This is a genomic window from Paraburkholderia sediminicola (genome assembly GCF_046026675.1).
Classification (GTDB): domain Bacteria; phylum Pseudomonadota; class Gammaproteobacteria; order Burkholderiales; family Burkholderiaceae; genus Paraburkholderia; species Paraburkholderia sediminicola_F.
In genome coordinates this window covers 1,790,903-1,810,775 of record NZ_JAQQEY010000002.1, presented here as the reverse complement: position 1 = coordinate 1,810,775, position 19,873 = coordinate 1,790,903, and the positions used below count along the sequence as shown (strand labels likewise).

The 19,873-nt window shown below is 60.2% G+C and carries 18 protein-coding genes; 2 read left to right on the top strand and 16 right to left on the bottom strand.

The features are described from left to right. Positions 1-35 precede the first annotated feature (35 nt). The 7 genes from cydB to PQQ86_RS27780 form a co-directional block, all read right to left on the bottom strand. Positions 36-1,043, bottom strand: coding sequence for a cytochrome d ubiquinol oxidase subunit II (gene cydB, locus PQQ86_RS27810; protein ID WP_408274253.1), 1,008 nt, complete (start codon positions 1,041-1,043; stop codon positions 36-38). A 4-nt stretch (positions 1,044-1,047) separates the two neighbouring features. Continuing rightward, positions 1,048-2,436, bottom strand: coding sequence for a cytochrome ubiquinol oxidase subunit I (locus PQQ86_RS27805; RefSeq protein ID WP_408274250.1), 1,389 nt, complete (start codon positions 2,434-2,436; stop codon positions 1,048-1,050). Between the two features lie 120 nt (positions 2,437-2,556). Then, positions 2,557-4,839 (bottom strand): FdhF/YdeP family oxidoreductase, encoded by a 2,283-nt coding sequence (locus PQQ86_RS27800; RefSeq protein WP_408274247.1) that lies wholly within the window; start codon positions 4,837-4,839, stop codon positions 2,557-2,559. Between the two features lie 250 nt (positions 4,840-5,089). Beyond that, complete coding sequence (locus PQQ86_RS27795) at positions 5,090-7,879, bottom strand: ATP-dependent Clp protease ATP-binding subunit (RefSeq protein WP_408274244.1); 2,790 nt, start codon at positions 7,877-7,879, stop codon at positions 5,090-5,092. A gap of 452 nt (positions 7,880-8,331) precedes the next feature. Beyond that, entirely contained in the window at positions 8,332-8,712 is a 381-nt protein-coding gene (locus tag PQQ86_RS27790; protein WP_408274242.1) for a TraR/DksA family transcriptional regulator, read from the bottom strand. A 146-nt stretch (positions 8,713-8,858) separates the two neighbouring features. After that, on the bottom strand, positions 8,859-9,059 hold the full coding sequence (locus PQQ86_RS27785) for a hypothetical protein (protein WP_408274240.1): 201 nt from the start codon (positions 9,057-9,059) through the stop codon (positions 8,859-8,861). A gap of 28 nt (positions 9,060-9,087) precedes the next feature. Further along, entirely contained in the window at positions 9,088-9,339 is a 252-nt protein-coding gene (locus tag PQQ86_RS27780; protein WP_408274238.1) for a hypothetical protein, read from the bottom strand. A gap of 253 nt (positions 9,340-9,592) precedes the next feature. On the opposite strand from PQQ86_RS27780, the gene PQQ86_RS27775 reads away from it, so the two are divergent. Then, positions 9,593-9,907: a DUF6566 family protein gene (locus PQQ86_RS27775; RefSeq protein WP_408274236.1), complete on the top strand. Its 315-nt coding sequence runs from the start codon at positions 9,593-9,595 to the stop codon at positions 9,905-9,907. A 92-nt stretch (positions 9,908-9,999) separates the two neighbouring features. Here the strand turns inward: PQQ86_RS27775 and PQQ86_RS27770 are convergent, their stop codons facing one another. The 7 genes from PQQ86_RS27770 to rhaM form a co-directional block, all read right to left on the bottom strand. After that, the gene (locus tag PQQ86_RS27770; RefSeq protein ID WP_244179394.1) at positions 10,000-10,359 is read right to left on the bottom strand and encodes a host attachment protein; all 360 of its coding nucleotides are present in this window, start codon (positions 10,357-10,359) and stop codon (positions 10,000-10,002) included. A 291-nt stretch (positions 10,360-10,650) separates the two neighbouring features. Next, a complete protein-coding gene (rhaS, locus tag PQQ86_RS27765; RefSeq protein WP_200651977.1) occupies positions 10,651-11,658 on the bottom strand; it encodes a rhamnose ABC transporter substrate-binding protein in 1,008 nt (335 codons plus the stop codon). A gap of 94 nt (positions 11,659-11,752) precedes the next feature. Next, positions 11,753-12,769 carry an ABC transporter permease gene (locus PQQ86_RS27760; protein WP_408274234.1) on the bottom strand — a complete coding sequence of 339 codons (1,017 nt, stop codon included), beginning with the start codon at positions 12,767-12,769 and terminating at the stop codon, positions 11,753-11,755. Next, on the bottom strand, positions 12,762-13,820 hold the full coding sequence (locus PQQ86_RS27755; protein WP_408274231.1) for an ABC transporter permease: 1,059 nt from the start codon (positions 13,818-13,820) through the stop codon (positions 12,762-12,764). The genes PQQ86_RS27760 and PQQ86_RS27755 overlap by 8 nt, the downstream gene beginning before the upstream one ends. Beyond that, positions 13,817-15,346 carry a sugar ABC transporter ATP-binding protein gene (locus PQQ86_RS27750; RefSeq protein WP_408274228.1) on the bottom strand — a complete coding sequence of 510 codons (1,530 nt, stop codon included), beginning with the start codon at positions 15,344-15,346 and terminating at the stop codon, positions 13,817-13,819. Before PQQ86_RS27750 ends, PQQ86_RS27755 begins: the two co-directional genes overlap by 4 nt. Positions 15,347-15,399: 53 nt before the next feature. Continuing rightward, the gene (locus PQQ86_RS27745) at positions 15,400-16,293 is read right to left on the bottom strand and encodes an amidohydrolase family protein (protein ID WP_408274226.1); all 894 of its coding nucleotides are present in this window, start codon (positions 16,291-16,293) and stop codon (positions 15,400-15,402) included. A 31-nt stretch (positions 16,294-16,324) separates the two neighbouring features. After that, a complete protein-coding gene (gene rhaM / locus PQQ86_RS27740; RefSeq protein ID WP_408274224.1) occupies positions 16,325-16,648 on the bottom strand; it encodes an L-rhamnose mutarotase in 324 nt (107 codons plus the stop codon). Positions 16,649-16,780: 132 nt separating this feature from the next. Here rhaM and PQQ86_RS27735 point away from each other — a divergent pair, with 132 nt between their 5' ends. Beyond that, positions 16,781-17,779 carry a LysR family transcriptional regulator gene (locus PQQ86_RS27735; protein WP_408274221.1) on the top strand — a complete coding sequence of 333 codons (999 nt, stop codon included), beginning with the start codon at positions 16,781-16,783 and terminating at the stop codon, positions 17,777-17,779. Between the two features lie 15 nt (positions 17,780-17,794). Here PQQ86_RS27735 and lra1 read toward each other — a convergent pair whose 3' ends face one another. Continuing rightward, a complete protein-coding gene (gene lra1, locus PQQ86_RS27730) occupies positions 17,795-18,577 on the bottom strand; it encodes an L-rhamnose 1-dehydrogenase Lra1 (RefSeq protein ID WP_408274219.1) in 783 nt (260 codons plus the stop codon). A gap of 86 nt (positions 18,578-18,663) precedes the next feature. Beyond that, positions 18,664-19,842: an L-rhamnonate dehydratase gene (gene rhmD / locus PQQ86_RS27725; protein ID WP_408274217.1), complete on the bottom strand. Its 1,179-nt coding sequence runs from the start codon at positions 19,840-19,842 to the stop codon at positions 18,664-18,666. Between the last annotated feature and the right edge of the window lie 31 nt (positions 19,843-19,873).

Here is a 19,873-nt window from a genome sequence, read left to right as displayed (position 1 = left end):
TGTGCTCTTTTAATAGTCAGACTGCGCCGTCACCCTCAGTGGTAACCGGCATCCCCTTCCCGCACCTTGCCCCGGAACACGCGATACTGCATGACGTTGTAGACGAGGATGACCGGCAGCACGATCACGGTGCCGACCAGCGCGAACAGCTGGCTCGAGTGGCTCGACGAGGCTTCCCAGATCGTCAGCGACGGCGGAACGATGTTCGGCCAGATGCTGATGAGCAAGCCGCTATAGCCGAGAAAGCACAGCGCGAGCGTGAGCAGGAACGGCGTCGCCTCGTGCTTCTGGCGAAGCGAGCGGAAGACGCCCCACACACATGCGACGACAAGAATCGGCACCGGCAGGAACCAGCCGAGATTGCCGCTTCCGAACCAGCGATGTGCAACCGCCGGCAAGCCGATTACCGTCCATAGACTCACGACGACCATCACCCCGAGCAGGATGCTCACGAGCGGCCGCATCACTTCACGCATCTTGTGCTGCAATTCGCCATCCGTCTTCAGGACCAGCCAGCCGCAACCGAGCGTCGCATACGTGGTGAGCACGCCGATTCCGCAGAACAGACTGAACGGCGAGAGCCAGTCGAACGGGCCGCCGGCGAAGCGACCATCGACAATCTTGATACCTTGCAGCAGCGACCCCAGCACGATGCCCTGGCAGAGCCCCGCGAGCGCGGAACCGCCAATGAAGGCGAGGTCCCACGCGTGCTGCGTCCTGACGGCCTTGGCACGCAGTTCGAAGGCCGCCCCGCGGAAGATCAGGCCGATCACCATCAGGATCAGCGGGAGATAGTTCGCCGGCAGCAGCGTCGAATAGACCACCGGGAACGCCCCGTAAAGCCCGGCGCCGCCGAGCACGAGGAATGTCTCGTTGCCGTCCCAGACCGGCGCGATGGTGTTGAGCATCACTTGCCGGTCGCCCTTCTCCTCGAAAAACGGAAACAGCAGGCCGATGCCCAGATCGAAGCCGTCCAGCATCACGTAGATGAAAACGCCGAGTCCGATGATCGCGGCCCACACAACAGGAAGATCGATTTGCATGGCGTCACTCCCCTTCCAGTGCGTCCAACGGACGATTACGCAGAACCGGATGCCGGCGGGAATCGCGGCGCTCGACGTGCTCTTCGGGCCCACGCTTCATCATCTTCATCATGTAATAGAAGCCCATGCCAAACACCAGGAAATACACCAGCACGAAGATCAGCAAGGAAACGCCGACCTGCTGGGAACTGACTGGCGAGACCGAGTCGACTGTGCGCAGGACACCGTAGACCGTCCAGGGTTGGCGACCGACCTCGGTCGTTATCCACCCTGCCAACAGCGCCACGATTCCGGACGGCCCCATGCACAGGACGAAACCCTGATACCAGCGCGTCTCGTAGAGACGGCCGCGCAGTCTGAGCAGCAAGCCAAGCAGCGCCGTCAACAGCATCAACATGCCGAGACCCGCCATGATCCGGAAAGTCCAGAACACGATCGGCGAATACGGACGGTCCTCGGGCGGAAACTCTTTCAGGCCGCGAATCTCGCCATCCCAACTGTGCGTCAGGATCAGGCTGCCCAGATGCGGTATCTGGATCGTGTATCGCGTCACTTCCGCATCCATGTCGGGCAGGCCGACCAGGTTAAGCGCAGTGCCGCCGTGCTCGGTTTCCCACAGGCCTTCGATTGCCGCGATCTTGGCCGGTTGATATTTGCGCGTGTTGAGTCCGTGCGCATCGCCAACGAAAATCTGTATCGGGGTCAGGAAAAGCAGGATCCACAGCGCCATCGAAAAACTACGCGTGACGGGTTTGTCACGTCGGCCCTGCAACAGATGCCACGCACCGCACGCCGCAACAATGAAGCCCGCGACGATGAACGCGGCAATCGTCATATGCGCGAGGCGATACGGAAACGACGGATTGAAAATCACCTTCATCCAGTCGACCGGTACGATCCGGCCATTCTCGATGGCGAATCCTTGTGGCGTCTGCATGAAACTATTCGACGCGAGAATCCAGAACGTGGAAATGAGCGTGCCCACCGCAACCATTAGCGTGGCAAAGAAGTGCGCGCGTGGACTGACGCGTTGCCAGCCAAACAGCATGACGCCGAGAAAGCCTGCCTCGAGAAAGAATGCCGTCAGCACTTCGTAAGTCAGAAGCGGCCCGGTGACGTTGCCGGCCACGCTGGAAAATCCACTCCAGTTGGTGCCGAACTCGTAGGCCATCACCACGCCCGAGACCACTCCCATTCCGAAGCCGACCGCGAAGATCTTCGACCAGAACTGGAACATGTCCTTGTAGGCAACGTCGCCCGTGAGCAACCAGCGCCATTCCAGCACCGCGAGGAAACTCGCCATGCCGATACTGATCGCGGGGAAAATAATGTGAAATGAAACGGTGAACGCAAACTGCAGCCTGGCAAGGTGGAATGCATCGAAAATTTCCATGATCGATCAATGGCTCCAGGTAACAACAGAATTTGCGTAAAACGGCGTTCACGCCCGCTATCCTGCAGGCCGGTCAACTGGACGCGCACGCCCGGTTGATCGACCCGCTATTGCTCAAAGTCAGGCGTCTGCCGAGCGCACAACATGAACCGGAACAGACTTGTACGAAGGCGTACCGCTCTCCTTGTCGATGAAGTCGAGCGGCACCAGCACGTTGGCTTCCGGATAGTATGCCGCCACAGAACCCGGTGCGATGTTGTAAGCGATTACAGTGATTTTCTTCAATGTTCGCTGCCTGCCCGATGAAATCGTCTCAATGTCGACCAGATCGCCGTGCTCGAGTCCACGTGCGGCAAGATCGTCTTCGTTCATAAACAGCACGTCACGCCGGCCGAACACCCCCCGGTAACGATCGTCCATGGCATAGATGGTCGTGTTGTACTGGTCGTGGCTGCGGATCGTGATGAGACGGAGCACATTTTCAGCGCCGAAAACGTCGGCGTCTTCCCTCACGCCACCGTACACCGAAAAGATCGCCTTGCCAGACGGCGTGGGCCACACGCGTTCGGTCGGGGGAAGCGGCATACGGAATCCGCCCGGCACTCTGATTCGTGCATTGAATGCCTCGAATCCCGGCACAGTTTGCTCGATCAGGTCTCGAATCCTGTCGTAGTCGGCAACCAGTTCCGACCATGCCACCTTGCTGTTCGGCAACGCAGCCCTCGCGATACCGGCGACGATCGCCGGCTCGGATAGCAAATGTTCGGACGCGGGCTTCAGCTTGCCCGACGAAGCGTGGACCATCGACATGGAATCCTCGACCGTAATGGATTGCCGGCCGGTCGCCTGGATATCCAGTTCCGTGCGCCCCACAACAGGCAGCACGTACGTTTCTTTCGCCACCAGCAGGTGCGAACGATTGAGCTTGGTACCGAGGTGGACGCTCAGATCGAGCTTGCCCATGGCCGGAAAGCACTGTTCGGAATCGGGTAACGCCACCGCGAAGTTTCCACCCAGGCAAATCAGAGCCTTGGCCGTACCGGCGATCATCGCCTGCATTGCCTGGACGGCGTCGTGTCCGTGCGCTGCCGGCGGCTTGAAGCCGAATACATCTTCGATCTGCTTGAGGAAGGTGGCGGACGGTTTTTCGGTGATACCGACCGTGCGGTTCCCCTGCACGTTGGAATGCCCACGCAAAGGACAGATGCCTGCGCCGGGTTTGCCGATGTTGCCGCGCAATAGCAACAGATCCGCAATCAGACGGACATTGGCGGTGCCTTTGTTATGCTGGGTAACACCCATGCCATACGTGACAATCGTCGCATTCGATTTTGCATAGGCAATCGCAACCTCGTCGATATCCTCACGAGTGAGTCCACTGGCTTTTTCGATGTCGTCCCATGACGTCGTTTCCAGATCGGCGGCAAACGCGTCGAACCCCTGGGTATGCGTTGCAATGAACTCGTGGTCCAGAACCGTGTTGCCCTGTTCCGCGTCCATCTGCAGGAGCGCCTTCATGATGCCCTTGAGCGCGGCGGCGTCTCCACCGGCGTCGAGCTGAAAATAGGTCGAAGCGATTCGGGTCGATGCGAACGTCGCCATTTCGATAACGCTCTGCGGATCGGCGAAGCGCTCCAGCGCGCGCTCGCGCAGCGGATTGAACACGATGATCGGGACGTTGCGCCGCGAACATTCATGGAGCGTCCCCATCATGCGGGGGTGATTCGTGCCGGGGTTGTGGCCGATGGAGAGGATCAGTTCGGTCTTGTCGAAATCATCCAGCGATACCGTGCCTTTGCCGATCCCAATCGATTGGGGCAAGCCAACGCTGGTCGGCTCATGGCACATGTTCGAGCAATCCGGGAAATTGTTGGTGCCATATTCTCGCGCGAACAACTGAAAGAGGTAGGCGGCCTCGTTCGACGCTCTGCCTGAGGTATAGAATTCGGCCTCGTCCGGAGAGGACAACCCGCGCAGCACTTCGCCAATGCGAGCAAATGCGTCCTCCCATTCGACCGCCCGGAATTTATCTGTGACTCGGTCGTAGACGAGGGGATGCGTCAGCCGGCCGAGATCCTCCAACTCGTAATCCGTTCGTTGCAGCAACGACGACACGGTGTTGTTCTCGAAAAACTCAGGCGTCACCCGCTTGGTCGTCGCTTCCCATGTGACCGCTTTGGCGCCGTTCTCGCAGAACTGGAACGTGGACTTGTGCTCCTTGTCAGGCCACGCGCAACCCGGACAATCGAAGCCGTCGGGCTGATTGGTCCGCATCAACGTGATCGGCGCCTCGATGCTTTCCATTTGGGTGCGGACGGCTTGAGCTGTCGCCCGGAGCGCTCCCCACCCGCCAGCGGGTCCGTCATACGGTCGGATTCCAGGCACTTCGCGTCGTGTGGTCATTTTAAACTCCATGGCCTTTATTAGGATGCCTGATGGCTATCCAGATTGAGGTTACGCCGCATCACGGCATAAAGCGTGGATACGGGTTCAGTCTAATCAGGTTGATGCACCGTGAAAGGTACAGATCGCCCAGCGGCGAGCGTGCACAGTACACACAGCACAAGTACGGCCATACCGCCTGTATCGCCAGGCTGGGAGCCCGCACACCGTCGGCAATGACGTTGCGGCTCCTCCCAGCTGGTTATGCACCTCATTCCTTCGAGTGAGCGCTTTCCGTTGGCTCTGGGCTGCTGACCTCTTTGGACGGTTTCTTCTTCGCACGTCCGTTACTACCCTTCGCGCCCGCCGCCTTAGGCGTAGGCGGCGCCTCGCTCTTGCTGAACTTCACCTCGCCACTTTCCTTGTCGTAACTGACCTCGACACTGTCGCCGGACTTCAGGGCGTCGCTGAGAATCTCCTTCGCAAGCCGCGTTTCCAGTTCCTGGCGAATCTGCCGCTTTAACTCGCGTGCACCGAACTCCGGCCGATAACCGGCATCGGCGAGGTGATCGACAACCGATTCGTCTATCTTGAGGGTAATGTCCTGCGCGGCGGCCGTGCGCACGACCCGCTCGAGCTGGATCTGCACGATCGAGTGGATGTTGTCGCGCGAGAGCCCGTGGAAGACGATGATCTCGTCGATCCGGTTCAGGAATTCCGGCCGGAAGTGGCCCTTGAGCACCCCCATCAACTCCTCGCGGATTGCTTTCTCGGTCTGGCGGTCCGCCTCGGGTTTTTCGAGGTTGTCCATGATGATCGATGCGCCGAGGTTGCTCGTCGCAATGATGATCGTGTTGCTGAAGTCCACCACGCGGCCCTTGCCGTCGGTCAGCCTCCCGTCGTCGAACACCTGCAGCAGGACGTTATACACGTCGGGGTGGGCCTTCTCGATCTCATCAAGCAGGATCACGCTGTAAGGGCGCCGCCGCACGCGCTCGGTCAGTTGCCCGCCTTCGTCGTACCCGACGTAGCCCGGAGGAGCGCCGATCAGCCGTGCAACCGCGTGACGCTCCATGTACTCGGACATGTCGATACGAACAACCGCCTGCTCGTCGCCGAACACCGTTTCCGCCAGCGCCTTCGCGAGTTCGGTCTTGCCGACGCCCGTGGGTCCGAGGAACAGGAACGTCGCGATCGGCCGGTTCGTCTGGCCGAGTCCGGCACGTGACAGGCGCACGGCATCACTCACGGCAATCACCGCGTCGTCCTGGCCGACCACGCGTTCGCGCAGCCTCTTCTCCATATCCAGCAGCTTCTGACGCTCTTCCTGAGTGAGCTCCGTGACCGGAATGCCGGTAAGACGCGATACCACTTCGGCGATTGACTGCACAGTCACTTCCAGCGTCTCCGAGCCGGTCTTGCGCTGCCATGCCTCCATCTGCTCGTCGAGTTTCGCCTGCTTTTCGCCGATACTCGCCTCGAAAGCCTTCGCTTCATCGAAGCGTTTGCGCGAGGACGCATAATCCTGCTCGCGCTTCATCTGGGTCATTTCGGCTTCGAGCTCCTGGATGGCCGCGGGGCGCGAGGTCGCGCCGATGCGCACACGCGCCGCCGCCTGGTCGATCAGGTCGATGGCCTTGTCAGGCAAAAAGCGCGACGTAATGTAGCGATCCGAAAGTTCGGCTGCCGCAACGAACGCATCGTCGGCGAAAGTCACCTGGTGGTGCGCCTCGAGCTTGTCGCGAAGGCCGCGCAGGATGACGATGGTCTGCTCGACCGTCGGCTCCGGCACTAGCACCGGCTGGAAACGCCGCTCGAGCGCCGCATCCTTTTCGATGTACTTCTGATACTCGTTGAGTGTCGTTGCGCCGATCAGACTGAGCTCCCCGCGCGCAAGCGCTGGCTTGAGCACGTTCGCGATATCGAGGCCGCCTTCTCCCCCGCCTTGTCCCGCGCCCACGATCGTGTGCAGTTCGTCGATGAACAGAATCAGTTCGTCCTTCTTCGCTGTAACCTCATCGATCAACTGCTTTGCACGCTCTTCGAATTCGCCGCGATACTTCGCGCCTGCCACCATCGAGTTGATGTTGACCTCGACGAGCCGCTTGCCGCGCAGCACTTCAGGCACGTCACCGTTGATGATGCGCTGCGCCAGACCTTCGACGATCGCCGTCTTGCCGACACCCGGCTCGCCGATCAGCACGGGATTGTTCTTTTTGCGCCGCGCGAGCACCTCGATCGTGCTTTCGATTTCCTGCGCGCGGCCGAGCACCGGGTCAAGTTTGCCCTGACGCGCCATGGCCGTGAGGTCGCGCCCGAACTTGTCAAGGTTGGGTGTGCCGGTTGGCGTGTCGACACGACCGTCCTCCGCGCCTTTGCCCACGACTTTTACGACTTTCTGTCGCAACGCCTCCGGCGTCACGCCATATTTCTTCAACAGGGTGCCTGCGATACTGTCCGGCACGGCAGCAAGCCCAATGAGCAGATGTTCCGGACCGACGTATGAATGCCCCAGATCACGCGACGCCTGGAACGCATACTGGAACGCTTTTTTCAAACGAGGCGACACGGTCATCTTGTCGACCGGCGAGTCAGGATCACCCTTTCCCTTCTGCGCATGCTGATCGATGTAAGCCTTGATGTCGTCCGGCGAGAGCTTGAGCTCCTTCAGCAACGCCGCACACACATCGGTGTCCGCAAGCACGTACAGCAGGTGTTCGGTGTCGAGTTCATTGCGGCCAAGCTCGTGTGCCTTTTCCGCGGCGCGTTGCAACAATTCGAGCGTCTGCTCGCTGAAAGCATCCGTGGCATCGACCGATTCCCGTGGCACTTCAGCGTATCCGGCGTCATCGTCCTCGTCCCCATCCTCCATGCCGCCGAAGAAGCGCGACAGGCCTCCGCCACCCAGCAGTGAATCGAATGGGTTCTGCATGCTTTGATGCCGCATTAATTGCCGATAGTCGTAGTCGCAGATCGATAAAGATTTCCGCTCCCCGTTTTGCACAACGGTTACACGGGCGACAGCGGGACGGGCATTACAGATTTCGCAGAGAGCTGGCATCGGGAGTCACCTTTTCGGTTAAGGCATCCGGCTACGTAAAAGGTTATGGGGTGCGGTCATATGCGTTGCGAAGGTTTTGACGGGCTTCGTCAACATGTCAACTTGAGTCACTGTTCACGGGCCGTTTGTCTGGCTCAATAATCGGGGACCCGTGATAGCGATAGCTCATCGAGCGCGGTTTTAGCATCGGCGCGGAGCAGCTGTTCGTGCTCGACGAGCTCTGTCTGAACAATACGGATTGGTTACAACGTCGATATCCAACATGATTAGCATAACGAAACCCTAATCCGCCATTGGATTCTATGAGGGGCCTGTGAAGAATGGAACATTGGTTTTTCCGATGATAGGCATTGGCGCAATCTGCCAGCGGCACTTCATGGAACAGGATCTCGCGGCCCGGCTTCAGGACCGCATCACGGCCTTCCCTGACATCACAGCGAGGTTGGACGCCATCATTTGCCGGTCTCGCGACGGCCCTGCTCTTCAACAGTCAGGATCGCTTCCGGGGCAACTTCGAGCCGGGCTTTCGGTATCGGGTCACCACTCTCATCGGAGAGACCGTAAGTCCCCTCGTCGATCTTCTGCAGCGCCCGCTCGATATCGCTGATGCGCTGGTCGTTCACGTCGTGCAGTGCCTGGTTGACCTCGTTCTGCGCCATGCCCTGCGCCTCATCCTCGAACTCGTGCGCCTCGTCGCCGTGCTGCTCCTCGGCCGTTCGCTCGCCCGCGATCGTATTCTCCTCTCCGCCCAACAGTTCCTGGCGTAACGAGAGGAGGCGCGTGCGCTGCTGCGCGATGAACTCGTCACTCAACGTACCCTGCTGCTCCGACATGGTTCTCTCCCTCGCCCTATATCATTCGACAGCGCGCTTTCAGCCAGCCTAAGGCAAGAATAGTACTAATTTGTAGAGATCAAAGTGCTATCTCGACCGTGTCGGAACGGCGCGCTCACCTCATCGATTCACCGTGACATGAACGATCAGGCACCCAACTCCTGAAACGCATGGCCATTGGCCTCGAGCCCTTTCAGGATGTCTGGCGTCAGCTCGCTTTGCCACACGTGTCCATTGAGTTGCCAGTCACCTGTGTCGACGAGGTCGGGGAGGCCCGCTCCCGTGCGGACATAGAGACCGAGTGTCGGCTTCTTCAGGTTGATATAGAAATCGAATTCCTGCTGCATGGCAACACCTCGTGCGAGATACGGAGAATCAACTATCGTCGACGTTGTCCGCATAGTGGTCGATAGCGACTTTGCACTCGTCCACAACGACCTGAAGGAAAGCGGGTTCATTTCTTTCAACCCATCGTTCCACATGGAGAAAGCGTGCCGTTCCCAGATCGGCAATGCGCGCCTGATCCGAGGTTGTGACATCGACTGTGACAATCCCCCGGTTACCCTGCAGAGGCGAGATCGTTGCGGCGATCAGGAACCGCCGATATGAAAGGTCATTCTGTGCCATGAAACCTCCCGTCGACCGAAAAGTGTGAGCCTTACAATTCTTTTGTACTCGAAGTCTATGAGCAAGTCATGTCCATGTGAACATGGGTTTCTCCGATGCTAGATATTGGTGAAATACGCCTACCGGTTTGTCACTTAACCTCAATAATCCGCGTGTCGAACTGCTGGAGTTACGGCATGATGGCGCTAGAAGGCAAGCCCGCACGCTGCGTTGCGGGTGGATATCGATCATGACGGCTGCAAAGGAGAGAACGATGCCAACACGCACTGTTTCTTACGGCGAATTCGAAATCGCCGTGCACCCTGAGTGCAACAAGCTCGGCGCCTGGATCGCAAGTGTGAGTGTGAGTCGCGGCGCCCAAACAGTCGTCGATATTCGTCCCATGACCGTTCAACCCGAGTGGCTAACCGAAGAAGAGGCGGCAAGAGACGGGGTCGAATGGGGATGTCGGTTCATCGATCGCGAGTTCAACACGCCGCCGTCTCGCTCCTGGGTTGCCGAGCGGTCTCATGCGGAAACCTGGTTCCGTGATGCCGAAGAATCGGGTAGCTCGGAGACGAGCGCGTAGACAACACATCAACACAGAAACCCTGCGAGGCCACGATCCGTGGCCAGGTCGGGTTGACTGTGTGAGGGCTATTTCACGCCGAAGGCAGCCGATCAGTGTCGCCGCAGGTGCGCCTCGATTTCCCGGGCATTGAGCGTCGACAGATCCTCGCTGGTTTGCTCGAATATCAATCGACGGGTTTCCTCGCTGAGATCCGCTTTGACCATGCCAAGAAACTTCGGCTCGATGGCAAGTCTCAGCCGATTGTAGAGTTGATGGAGCCGCCCTGCCTCCAGATACTCGGCAACGCGCTTCGCGAATTTCTCGCGGTCCTTTTCCGTCAGCATCGTGCCGGTATATTCAGTGTTGATGAGACTTTCTTTTTCATGCAAGTCGAGTGTGAGCCCCGGCGTCTGGAAAACACGCGCACGGCCTCCGTCAGCCACAACAAGCCACGTCATTCCGATCATCATGCACCTCTAAGCAGGGATTTATCTGCGTGTACGGCATCCGTTCTGACTGCTCGCCTCCGTCCTCGCCGAAAACCGCGACCGCCAACTGCTGCGTCAATGATCATCCGTGGTCCGAACGGCGTTCACTCAAGATAGCAGTTCGGAGCCACCACGCCCACGGTCGATTTACCGATTCATAGTATAGGTCCTAAAGTTCACGACGACGCCTCCTGCGCGAATCCGCAGCGGTTCCCGGATTGGCCGGGAGGCATGCATATCCCGTACCCGAATTGCGGGGCTCTGGCTCGCTGGCTAGAAATTAAAGTTGTCGATATTGCTCGCGTCGAACGTGGTCGGCGGTCCGAGAATGATTTCGCCTTGCGGTCCGATCGTGCGCTTGCCGAGCTTGCCGGCATCAAACGATTCGCCTTCCTTGCCGGCAATCGTCCCCGAGGACAGCGCCGCTGCAGCATAAGCCGCCAGATAGCCGAGCTGATTCGGATCCCACAACTGGAACGCCTTGACGGTCCCGTTCTTCACGAAGGCACGCATCTGATTCGGTGTGCCCAAGCCGGTCACTTGTACCTTGCCCTTGCTCGACGACGACGAGATATAACGCGCCGCCGCTGCAATGCCCACCGTGGTCGGCGCGACGATCGCCTTCAGATTCGGATACGCCTGCAGCAAGCCTTGCGTTTCGACGAACGACTTCTGGTCGTCGTCGTTACCGTATGCGATCTTCACGAGCTTGATCTTCGAATATTCGGGTTTTTTCAACTCCTCCTGCATCCACTTGATCCACGTATTCTGATTCGTCGCGTTAGGCGTGGCCGACAGCACGGCAAACTCCCCCTCCCCGCCCATCAGTTTCGCGACCAGCTGGATCTGTCCCCGCCCGATACCCTCGGCGTTTGCCTGGTTGACGAAAAGCTGACGGCCTTCAGGCGCCGTGTCGGAGTCGAAGGTCACGACCTTGATGCCTTGCGACATCGCTTTCTTCAGATACGGCACGACCGCATTCGCGTCGTTAGCCGCGATCACAATCGCGTCCTGCCGTTGCGTGATCAACGTGTTGATGTATTGCACTTGCGACGATGCGCCCGCATCCGACGGCCCCACGACCTTGCCTACCCCGTTGAATTCCTTGATCGCGGCCATGCCGCCGTCGTCGGCAATCACTTCATAGGGGTTGTTGATCTGCTTCGGCACGAAGGCAATCTTAAGACCGCTTTTCAGGCCCGCCGCGGACGCGGCACAACTGATCGCGACTAGCGCAATGCAAAGCGCAGTCTTGCCGGTGTGACGTAGAGGATTGAACATGAGGTGTCTCCTGCTTTGTTGTTGGACGACATGCTGTCCGGGTTGTCGGTATTTGGTATTGAGTATTTCTTGTGGAGCCGGTTATAAGAGAACGTTATAAAGAAGAAGCGGACTTCGCGATGAAACGCCGGTCACGCGCCGCACGCCAGCGTGCAACCAGATTGGGAATCAGCACCGACGCCAGCAGCAGCACGCCGGTGACGATCGTCAACGTTTCGCTCGACACGTCGTCGAGCGTCAGCGCGTTTTTCAGCACGCCGATAATCAGCAGCGAGAGCAGGACGCCGAGCATCGAGCCGCGTCCGCCGAAAATACTCACGCCGCCGAACAGCACCGCCGCGATCACGGACAATTCGAATCCTTCGCCGTTATCGCCGCGTGCGCTGGTGAAGCGCAGCGTGTAGACGACGCCCGCCAGCGCGCTCATCGCGCCGGACAACACGAATAGACGCAGCCTGATCTTCGCGACTTCGATACCGGAGAAAGCCGCCGCGGTCGGATTCGCACCGATTGCGTAGAGGCTGCGGCCGAACGCCGTGGATTGCAGCAGCACGGTAAACAGCACCGCGCCGACGATCACGATCGCAAAGGGCAACGGAATGAAAGTCGCGCCGACCGTGTCCATGCCGAACGCCGTATAAGCTGCGGGAAAATCCGCGACCGCCTGATCGCCGAGCAGCACATACGCGAGGCCACGAAACAGCGCCAGTGTGCCGATGGTGACCGCGAGCGAAGGCAGATTGAGCTTGACGATCACGAGGCCGTTCAGCAGACCCGCCAGCGCGCCGGCAATCAATACCAGCACGATCACGACGGGCATCGGCAGGCCCATATGCCACAGCACGCCCATCAACGCGCTGGACGCGCCCAACACCGACGCCACCGAAAGATCGATTTCCGCAGCGACGATAATCAGCGTCATGGGCAGCGCCATCAACGCGATCTCGGTCAGATCGGCGAGGATGTTGCTGACATTCGCACCGGTGAGAAACACCGGCGACAACAAGCGCCCGAGCACGAGCGACAGGGCCAGCACGATGACCAGCAACACTTCCCATTGCAACGGCGTTTCGCGTTTGCGCGTGAGCAGCGCGGAATCGGGTTTAGCCATGATCGCGTTTCCTCATCATGCGTTTGGCGACAGAGCGGGCCAGCAAGGTGTCGGCGGTAATGGCGGCGACGATCAGCGCACCCTGGATCGCCTGCTCCCAGAACGGCGAGACGTGCAGCACGACGAGCGCGATGCTGATCACACCCAGCACGAGCGCACCGAGCGTGGCGCCGAGGATGGTGCCCACTCCACCGGTGATCGCCACGCTGCCCACCACGGCGGCGGCAACGACCTGCAATTCGATGCCCTTCGCGGTGCTTGCATCGACGGTGCCGAAGCGCGCGAGCCACAGTGCGCCCGCGAAACCGGCAATCGCGCCGGACAGCAGAAAACCCGCCATCACGCGACGTTCGACGTTCACGCCGGCTAGTCGCGCCGCCTCCGGATTCGAGCCGATGGCATAGTGTTCGCGTCCGCCGCGAAACTGCTTCAGATAGACGGCCAGACCGGCCAGCACGACGATCGCGATCAGCGCGAGCGTCGGAATGCCTAAGAAAGTGCCGGTAGCGAGACGGGAAAACGCGTCAGGCAAACTGGTCGCGTTGATCTGGCCGCCGTGCACCCATGCATAATCCGCGCCGCGAAAGATATAGAGCGTGGAAAGCGTCGCTACCAGCGACGGCACGCGCCCCACGGCCACGAGCAACGCATTGATACCGCCCGCCACCAGACCGATCGCGAGTCCGGCCAGCAACGCGACGATCACCGGCATATGCGGAAACGCAACGTACAGGCTGCCGACCGCGTACGCGCTGATACCGACCGTCGACCCGACCGACAGATCGATATGTCGCATCAGGATGACCACGGTCATGCCGGCCGTCAGCAAGCTGATGATCGACACGTTGAGGAGCACGTCACGCAGATTCTGCAGATTCAGAAACTGCGGTTTCGCGAGCCCCGTGCCCACGATCAACAGAATCAGCACGACAAAGAGCGTCGTTTCGCGGCTCTTCGCAACGCCCGCGATGAAGCCGCCCGGCGCGCTGCCGGTGCGCTTGGTGGCTGACGGCTGAACCGGCGCGGGATGGGTCGTCGAATGGCGCATCATGCCGCGTTCCCCAACGGTGGAATCGGTTGGCCGAGCGCAGCGCCCATGATGCGTTCTTCGTCGGCTTCGGCGCGCGCTATGTCCGCGCTGATACGTCCCTCGTGCATGACCAATACGCGATCGGCCATGCCGAGTACTTCCGGCAGTTCGCTCGAAATCATCAGCACGGCCATGCCATCGCGCACCAGTTCCGCCAGCGCGCCGTACACCTCGGCCTTGGCGCCGACGTCGATGCCGCGCGTGGGTTCGTCGATGATCAGGACCTTTGGATTCGTGGCGAGCCACTTGCCCAGCACGACCTTCTGCTGATTGCCGCCGGAAAGCGTGCCGACCGGCGCATTCGGGTCACCCGCTTTGAGGCGCAAACGCGTGCCCCACTGGTTGGCCAGCTGCGTCTCGCTTCGCGTGGAAATCAGCCCATGTTTGACCAGACGTCCAAGCACCGTCATCGAGGCATTGCGCGCGATGCTCAACTCCAGTGCCAGCCCTTGCTGACGACGGTCCTCCGGGACCAGCGCGAGGCCGGCACGTACCGCGGCGGCCGGACTGCCGGCGGCGAGACGTTTTCCGCCAATCGAAATTTCGCCCGAATCAAGAGGATCGATACCGAAGATCGCGCGTGCCACTTCGCTGCGCCCCGCGCCGACGAGCCCCGCCAGTGCGACGATCTCACCTGCGCGGACGTCGAAGGAGATGTCCTTGAAGACACCGACGCGCGTCAGGCCACGCACTGACAATCGCACTTCGCCCGGTGGCCGGTCGGCCTTGGGATAAAACGTTTCCAGATCACGGCCCACCATCTTTGCGACGATGGATTCGGTGGTGAGATCGGCAGTGAGTCCGTCGAATACTTTCGCGCCGTCGCGCATGATCGTCACGCGTTGCGTCAACGTGAACACTTCATCGAGCCGGTGCGTAATGAACAGAATCGCCACGTCACGCTCACGCAGCTTGCGCACGATCGCAAAGAGCCGCTCTACTTCGGGCAGCGACAAGGCAGCGGTCGGTTCGTCCATGATCAGCACGTTCGCGTTCAACGACAACGCCTTCGCAATTTCGATCACCTGCTGATCGGCAATCGACAGACCACGCACCAGCTGATCTGCACGCAGATCGACCCCGAGCGAAGCCAGCAGACCATCCACCTCGCGGCGCATGGCATCATACTGAATGCGGCCGATCCGGTCGACCGGCTGCCGCCCCATGAAGATGTTCTCCGCGATCGAGAGATCGAAGAACAACGTAGGCTCCTGATAGATCACGGCCAGCCCCGCGTCGCGCGCTTCGGCAGGCGTGGCAAAGCGGCGCGCCACGCCGTCGACCAGCAGCTCGCCGGTATCCGGCTGGTGCACACCCGCGAGGATCTTCACGACCGTCGATTTGCCCGCGCCATTTTCGCCGAGCAATGCATGCACTTCGCCCGGCCACAACGCGAGATCGCCGTCGGATAACGCACGGACCCGGCCGAATGATTTGCTCGCGTGCCGTAGTTCGAGCCTGGGCACGGTGGATGGGGATTGCTGCACTGCGTGTCTCCTTCTCTTTTGCTTTTGGGAATGCGTCAGACGCGGCAGGTACGTCAGATACGATAAAAACGCTCCGCGTTACGACAAAACAGTGCTTCTTTTTCAGCATCGCTCGCGCCGTCGACGATCGACGCGTACGCATGCCACAAATCCTGGTAAGAGCCAAACAACCGATCGACCGGAAAGTTTGACGCGAACATCGCGCGTTCGACGCCGAACGTATCGATCGTCTCAAGCACATAAGGACGCAGGCTCTCGACGCTCCACTGATGATCGAACATGGCGAGTCCGCTGATCTTTACAGCCACGTTCCTGCAACCCGCGAGCGTCCGCATACCTTCGCGCCACGCGCGATAACCGGAGACGCTGCTGCGATCCACGAACATCCCCGCGTGGTTGACGATGAAAATCGTATCGGCATGCGCGCGCGCCAATGCAGCCGCCTCCTCCATCTGCGACGGATACAGTTGCAGATCGAACGACATGTCGTAACGGTGCAGCAAGGCAAAATGTTCGCGCCACTTCGACTCGCGCATGAAATGACGGCCTACGTAATCGAACAACTTGTTCTCGTGCACGTTCAGGATCTGTCTGATGCCACGCGTGTTGGCAAACGAAGCGTGCGCCTCAAGCAGCTCGGGTGCGTTCGCCGCGGACAGATCCACGGCGGCGACAATCGCATCCGGCATGCCGCGCGACGCCGGACGATCCGCAATGGATTGCAACCAGCGGGTTTCCTCGACCGGATCGGCAGGATCGTGATTCGCTTCCACGTGCACCAGTTTCAGCACCTCGATCTCGCCCGCCTCGCCGAGCAGATCGTCGAGCAGATAGTCGTGCTTCAGGTCGCGCGCGTCCCCCACGAACGACACACCCGGGTTTTCCAGCCACGGATAGCGATGCGACTTCAGATTCCACAGATGGATATGCGAATCGACAACCTGCATGCGACACCCTCCGCCCATTGGGCAAGCACAGTCAGCTAAGCGAATTCAGACGAAAGACCGGCTCCAGCGGTTGCTGAAGCGGCGTATGGTCAGGAGCCGTCTGCATGATGTCGGCCATGTAATCCCACCATTTGCGCATCACGTCGAGTTGCGGCAGCGCGTTCATGGTGTGATTCGTGCTGCGCGTCAGAATGGCGAAAAGGTAATCCGAGTCGGCGTCGAAGAAGATCCGATAGTCGCGCACACCGGCGTTGTGCAATGCATCAACCAGCTCAGGCCAGATTTGCGCATGACGTCGTTCGTATTCCTCGCGCATGCCGGGGTTGAGTACCATCCGGAAAGCGATTGTTTCCATTGCGGCCTGTCTCCCGTCGTATCCGGGCGCTTTCTCAGAGAAGCGTCTGGTACGACTATAATTCCTGCGTCGATAGCATCTCAATCCGTGTTTGGGATTGGGCGATCCACAAACCGAATCGCACCCGGAACCATGAGCCAACACTCAGCTGCCATCGCACTCGTCAATCGGCTCAAGTTCAAGCATCTAGCGCTGCTCGTCGCGCTCGACGACGCACGCAATCTCCACCAGGCCGCCGAGGCCATCAACGTCGCTCAACCCAGCGCGAGCCGCATGCTCGGCGACATCGAGGAAGCGTTCGGCTTCCTGCTGTTCGAGCGCAACGCGCGCGGCATGACGCCCACGCCGCTCGGCGTGGTCACGCTGGCGTATGCACGCCGCGCACTCGCCGAGTTGACCCGTTTTGCCGACGACCTCGACGTCAAACGCCGCGGCGGGCATGGGCAGTTGACCGTCGGCGCAATCATGGGCGCCGCGCCCGATCTGCTGGCCATGGCGGTCGCCGCCCTGAAAACCGAGAGCCCTCTGCTGAACGTGCGCATTCTGGGCGAAACCAGCGACCAGGTCGTGCAATTGCTGCATCGCCGCGAAGTCGATCTGGCGCTTGGACGCCTGACCAGTCCGTTGCAACACAACGATTTCAGTTTCGAGCCGCTCGCGCGCGAGACGTTGTTGCTGGTCGTGCGTTCGGTGCATCCACTGGCGCAGCGCTCGCACATTACGTTGCGGGAGCTGATCGACTGGCCGTGGGTGGCTCAACCTGTTACCAGTCCGGCACGCGTGCTGTTCGAAGAGGAACTCGCGCGTGCGGGTCTCGCGACACCCGTCAACCTGACCGAATGCGCGTCGATCTTCGCCACGCTGCAATTGCTCGAGAACTACGACGCCGTGGCCATGCTGCCCGAGTCGGTGGTGCGTGATCATGTGCGCGGCAAACTGCTGGTCGCGCTGCCGCTCGAGATCGGTAAGAGCCTCTCCGGCTTCGGCATTCTCACGCGCAAAGAAGAGGCCCTCGCCGAACCCGCGCTGCGCTTTATCGATTTGCTGCGTGGTTTCTCGCGCAAGCTCGCACGCGACGATTCCAGCGCGACTGCGACTGAGTCTGTGGTCGTATCCGCACCGGTTCATTGACGTCGGCATTGCGCGCTACTGCAAGTTGACGAACAGGCCGCCGTCCACCAGCAGCGCGGCGCCTGTTACATAACGCGCGCGGTCGGAGGCAAGGAATACCACGCAATCGGCGACGTCCTCCGGGCGGCCCAGCCGGCCCAGCGGAATGCGCTTTTCGAAGTAGGCTTTTTTGGCTTCGTCGGCGAGATCTTCCGCGTTCAGGTCGGTCGCAATCGTGCCGGGCATCACCGAATTGCAGCGAATGCCGTACGGCCCCAGCGCCACCGCGCATGACTGCATCAGCGAATGCACACCGGCCTTGGTCGGCGTGTAGTGCGTTTGCATGCCGCCGCCCACCAGCGCGCTGATCGAGCTCGTCGCCACGATCGCACCGCCCGTGCCCTGCGCTTTCATCTGCTGCGCGGCGGCTTGCGTGACGTAGAACGCCCCGTTCAGATTGACTGCTACTGTCGACTCCAATACCTCGGGCGGCATGTCGAGAAAGGCGTGAAACGGGCAGATGCCGGCATTGCTCGCGAGCACGTCGACTTTGCCGAAGGTTTCGACCGTGTGGCGAACGAGGTCCTGACCAGTTTCGCGCGCGGCGACGTTGCCTTCGATCGCGATTACGCGCCGCCCCAACGCTTCGATTTCGGCGACGACTTCCGCGACGGCCGAACGGCGCCCATACGATGCGTCGTTATCGCCCCAGTAGTTGATCGCCACATCCGCACCTTCGGTTGCGCACGCAACTGCTATCGCGCGGCCGATGCCACGCGAGCCGCCGGTAACGATCACGACCTTGTCCTTGAGCAACACGTCATTCTCCTGTTGGCTGGGTCAATACGATGTCTTGTGCGTCGAGCCCGGGCTCACCTTGCCCACAACGCGTATTCAACGCGCATTCAACGCGGATAGGGCCGCACCAGCGCACACTCCGGATTGAGCCGCACACCAAAGCCCGGTGTGTCAGGCACTTTCATCCGTCCATTCACGGGTACCGGTTCATCGAGCAGCAGCGGCGTGAACATCGGCACGACTTCATCCGCCTTCGGCGCCATCATCAGAAACTCGGCGAACGGCGAGTTGTGTCGCGTGACGACGAAGTGATAGCTATACACCGATGAACCGTGCGGCACCACCATCACATTGTGGGCATCGGCGAGCGCGGATATCTTGATGAGTTCGGTGATGCCGCCGCACCAGCCCACATCCGGCTGAATCAGATCACAGCACTGCATCTCCAGCAGCATGCGAAAACCCCAACGCGTCGCTTCGTGCTCGCCGGTCGATACCATCATGCCGCGCGGCACGTTGCGGCGCAGTTCGGCGTAACCCCAGTAGTCGTCCGGCGGCAGGCACTCTTCGATCCACTTCAGACCGTACTCGTGCGCCGCCTGCGCGAGCCGCGTGGCATACGGTACGTCGAGGCTCATCCAGCAGTCATACATCAGCCAGAAGTCGTCTCCAACGCGACTACGCATCTCGGCGAGCTTCTCCAGATTCTTCCTGAGACCCGCCTCGCCTTCTGCGGGACCATGCTGCAACGGCAATTTGCCACCGATGAATCCCATCTCCTTCGCGAGATCGGGACGCGCGCCGGTCGCATAGAACACGAGTTCGTCGCGCACCGGGCCGCCCAATAGTTGGTACACCGGTTCCTTGCGCACTTTCGCGAGCAAATCCCACAACGCGAGATCGACGCCCGAGATCGTATTCAGCACCACGCCTTTGCGGCCGTAGTACAGCGTCGAGAAATACATCTGATCCCACATCTTCTCGATGTCGGTGACGAGCTGGCCTTCGAGAAAACGTGCGAGATGTTTTTCAACGATGAACGCGCCGATCTCACCGCCCGTCGTCACCGCAAAACCAACCGTGCCGTCGCTCGCTTCGATCTCGACCACCAACGTGCCGAGCACATTGATGCCGAATGACTGGCGGCTCTGGCGATACTCCGGATAACGCGCCATTGGCGTGGAAATGTGGTCGTCGATCCAGTGTCCGTCAGGTTGATCGTGATAGTCCGCGCCGCCACCGCGGACGATGAAGGCACGCACGTGCCGGATAGTAGGCATGGCCATGAAAAGGGCTCCGATATGGGTGCGTCGAACG

What these genes read in the sequence shown, in the direction of transcription:
- PQQ86_RS27745 (WP_408274226.1), bottom strand. Translation starts at nt 16,293, where the DNA reads ATGCAGGTTGTCGATTCGCATATCCATCTGTGGAATCTGAAGTCGCAT.
- PQQ86_RS27805 (WP_408274250.1), bottom strand. Translation starts at nt 2,436, where the DNA reads ATGGAAATTTTCGATGCATTCCACCTTGCCAGGCTGCAGTTTGCGTTC.
- rhmD (WP_408274217.1), bottom strand. Translation starts at nt 19,842, where the DNA reads ATGGCCATGCCTACTATCCGGCACGTGCGTGCCTTCATCGTCCGCGGT.
- PQQ86_RS27790 (WP_408274242.1), bottom strand. Translation starts at nt 8,712, where the DNA reads ATGTCGGAGCAGCAGGGTACGTTGAGTGACGAGTTCATCGCGCAGCAG.
- PQQ86_RS27780 (WP_408274238.1), bottom strand. Translation starts at nt 9,339, where the DNA reads ATGGCACAGAATGACCTTTCATATCGGCGGTTCCTGATCGCCGCAACG.
- rhaS (WP_200651977.1), bottom strand. Translation starts at nt 11,658, where the DNA reads ATGTTCAATCCTCTACGTCACACCGGCAAGACTGCGCTTTGCATTGCG.
- PQQ86_RS27800 (WP_408274247.1), bottom strand. Translation starts at nt 4,839, where the DNA reads ATGACCACACGACGCGAAGTGCCTGGAATCCGACCGTATGACGGACCC.
- PQQ86_RS27795 (WP_408274244.1), bottom strand. Translation starts at nt 7,879, where the DNA reads ATGCCAGCTCTCTGCGAAATCTGTAATGCCCGTCCCGCTGTCGCCCGT.
- PQQ86_RS27775 (WP_408274236.1), top strand. Translation starts at nt 9,593, where the DNA reads ATGCCAACACGCACTGTTTCTTACGGCGAATTCGAAATCGCCGTGCAC.
- PQQ86_RS27755 (WP_408274231.1), bottom strand. Translation starts at nt 13,820, where the DNA reads ATGATGCGCCATTCGACGACCCATCCCGCGCCGGTTCAGCCGTCAGCC.
- PQQ86_RS27770 (WP_244179394.1), bottom strand. Translation starts at nt 10,359, where the DNA reads ATGATGATCGGAATGACGTGGCTTGTTGTGGCTGACGGAGGCCGTGCG.
- PQQ86_RS27785 (WP_408274240.1), bottom strand. Translation starts at nt 9,059, where the DNA reads ATGCAGCAGGAATTCGATTTCTATATCAACCTGAAGAAGCCGACACTC.
- PQQ86_RS27760 (WP_408274234.1), bottom strand. Translation starts at nt 12,769, where the DNA reads ATGGCTAAACCCGATTCCGCGCTGCTCACGCGCAAACGCGAAACGCCG.
- cydB (WP_408274253.1), bottom strand. Translation starts at nt 1,043, where the DNA reads ATGCAAATCGATCTTCCTGTTGTGTGGGCCGCGATCATCGGACTCGGC.
- rhaM (WP_408274224.1), bottom strand. Translation starts at nt 16,648, where the DNA reads ATGGAAACAATCGCTTTCCGGATGGTACTCAACCCCGGCATGCGCGAG.
- PQQ86_RS27735 (WP_408274221.1), top strand. Translation starts at nt 16,781, where the DNA reads ATGAGCCAACACTCAGCTGCCATCGCACTCGTCAATCGGCTCAAGTTC.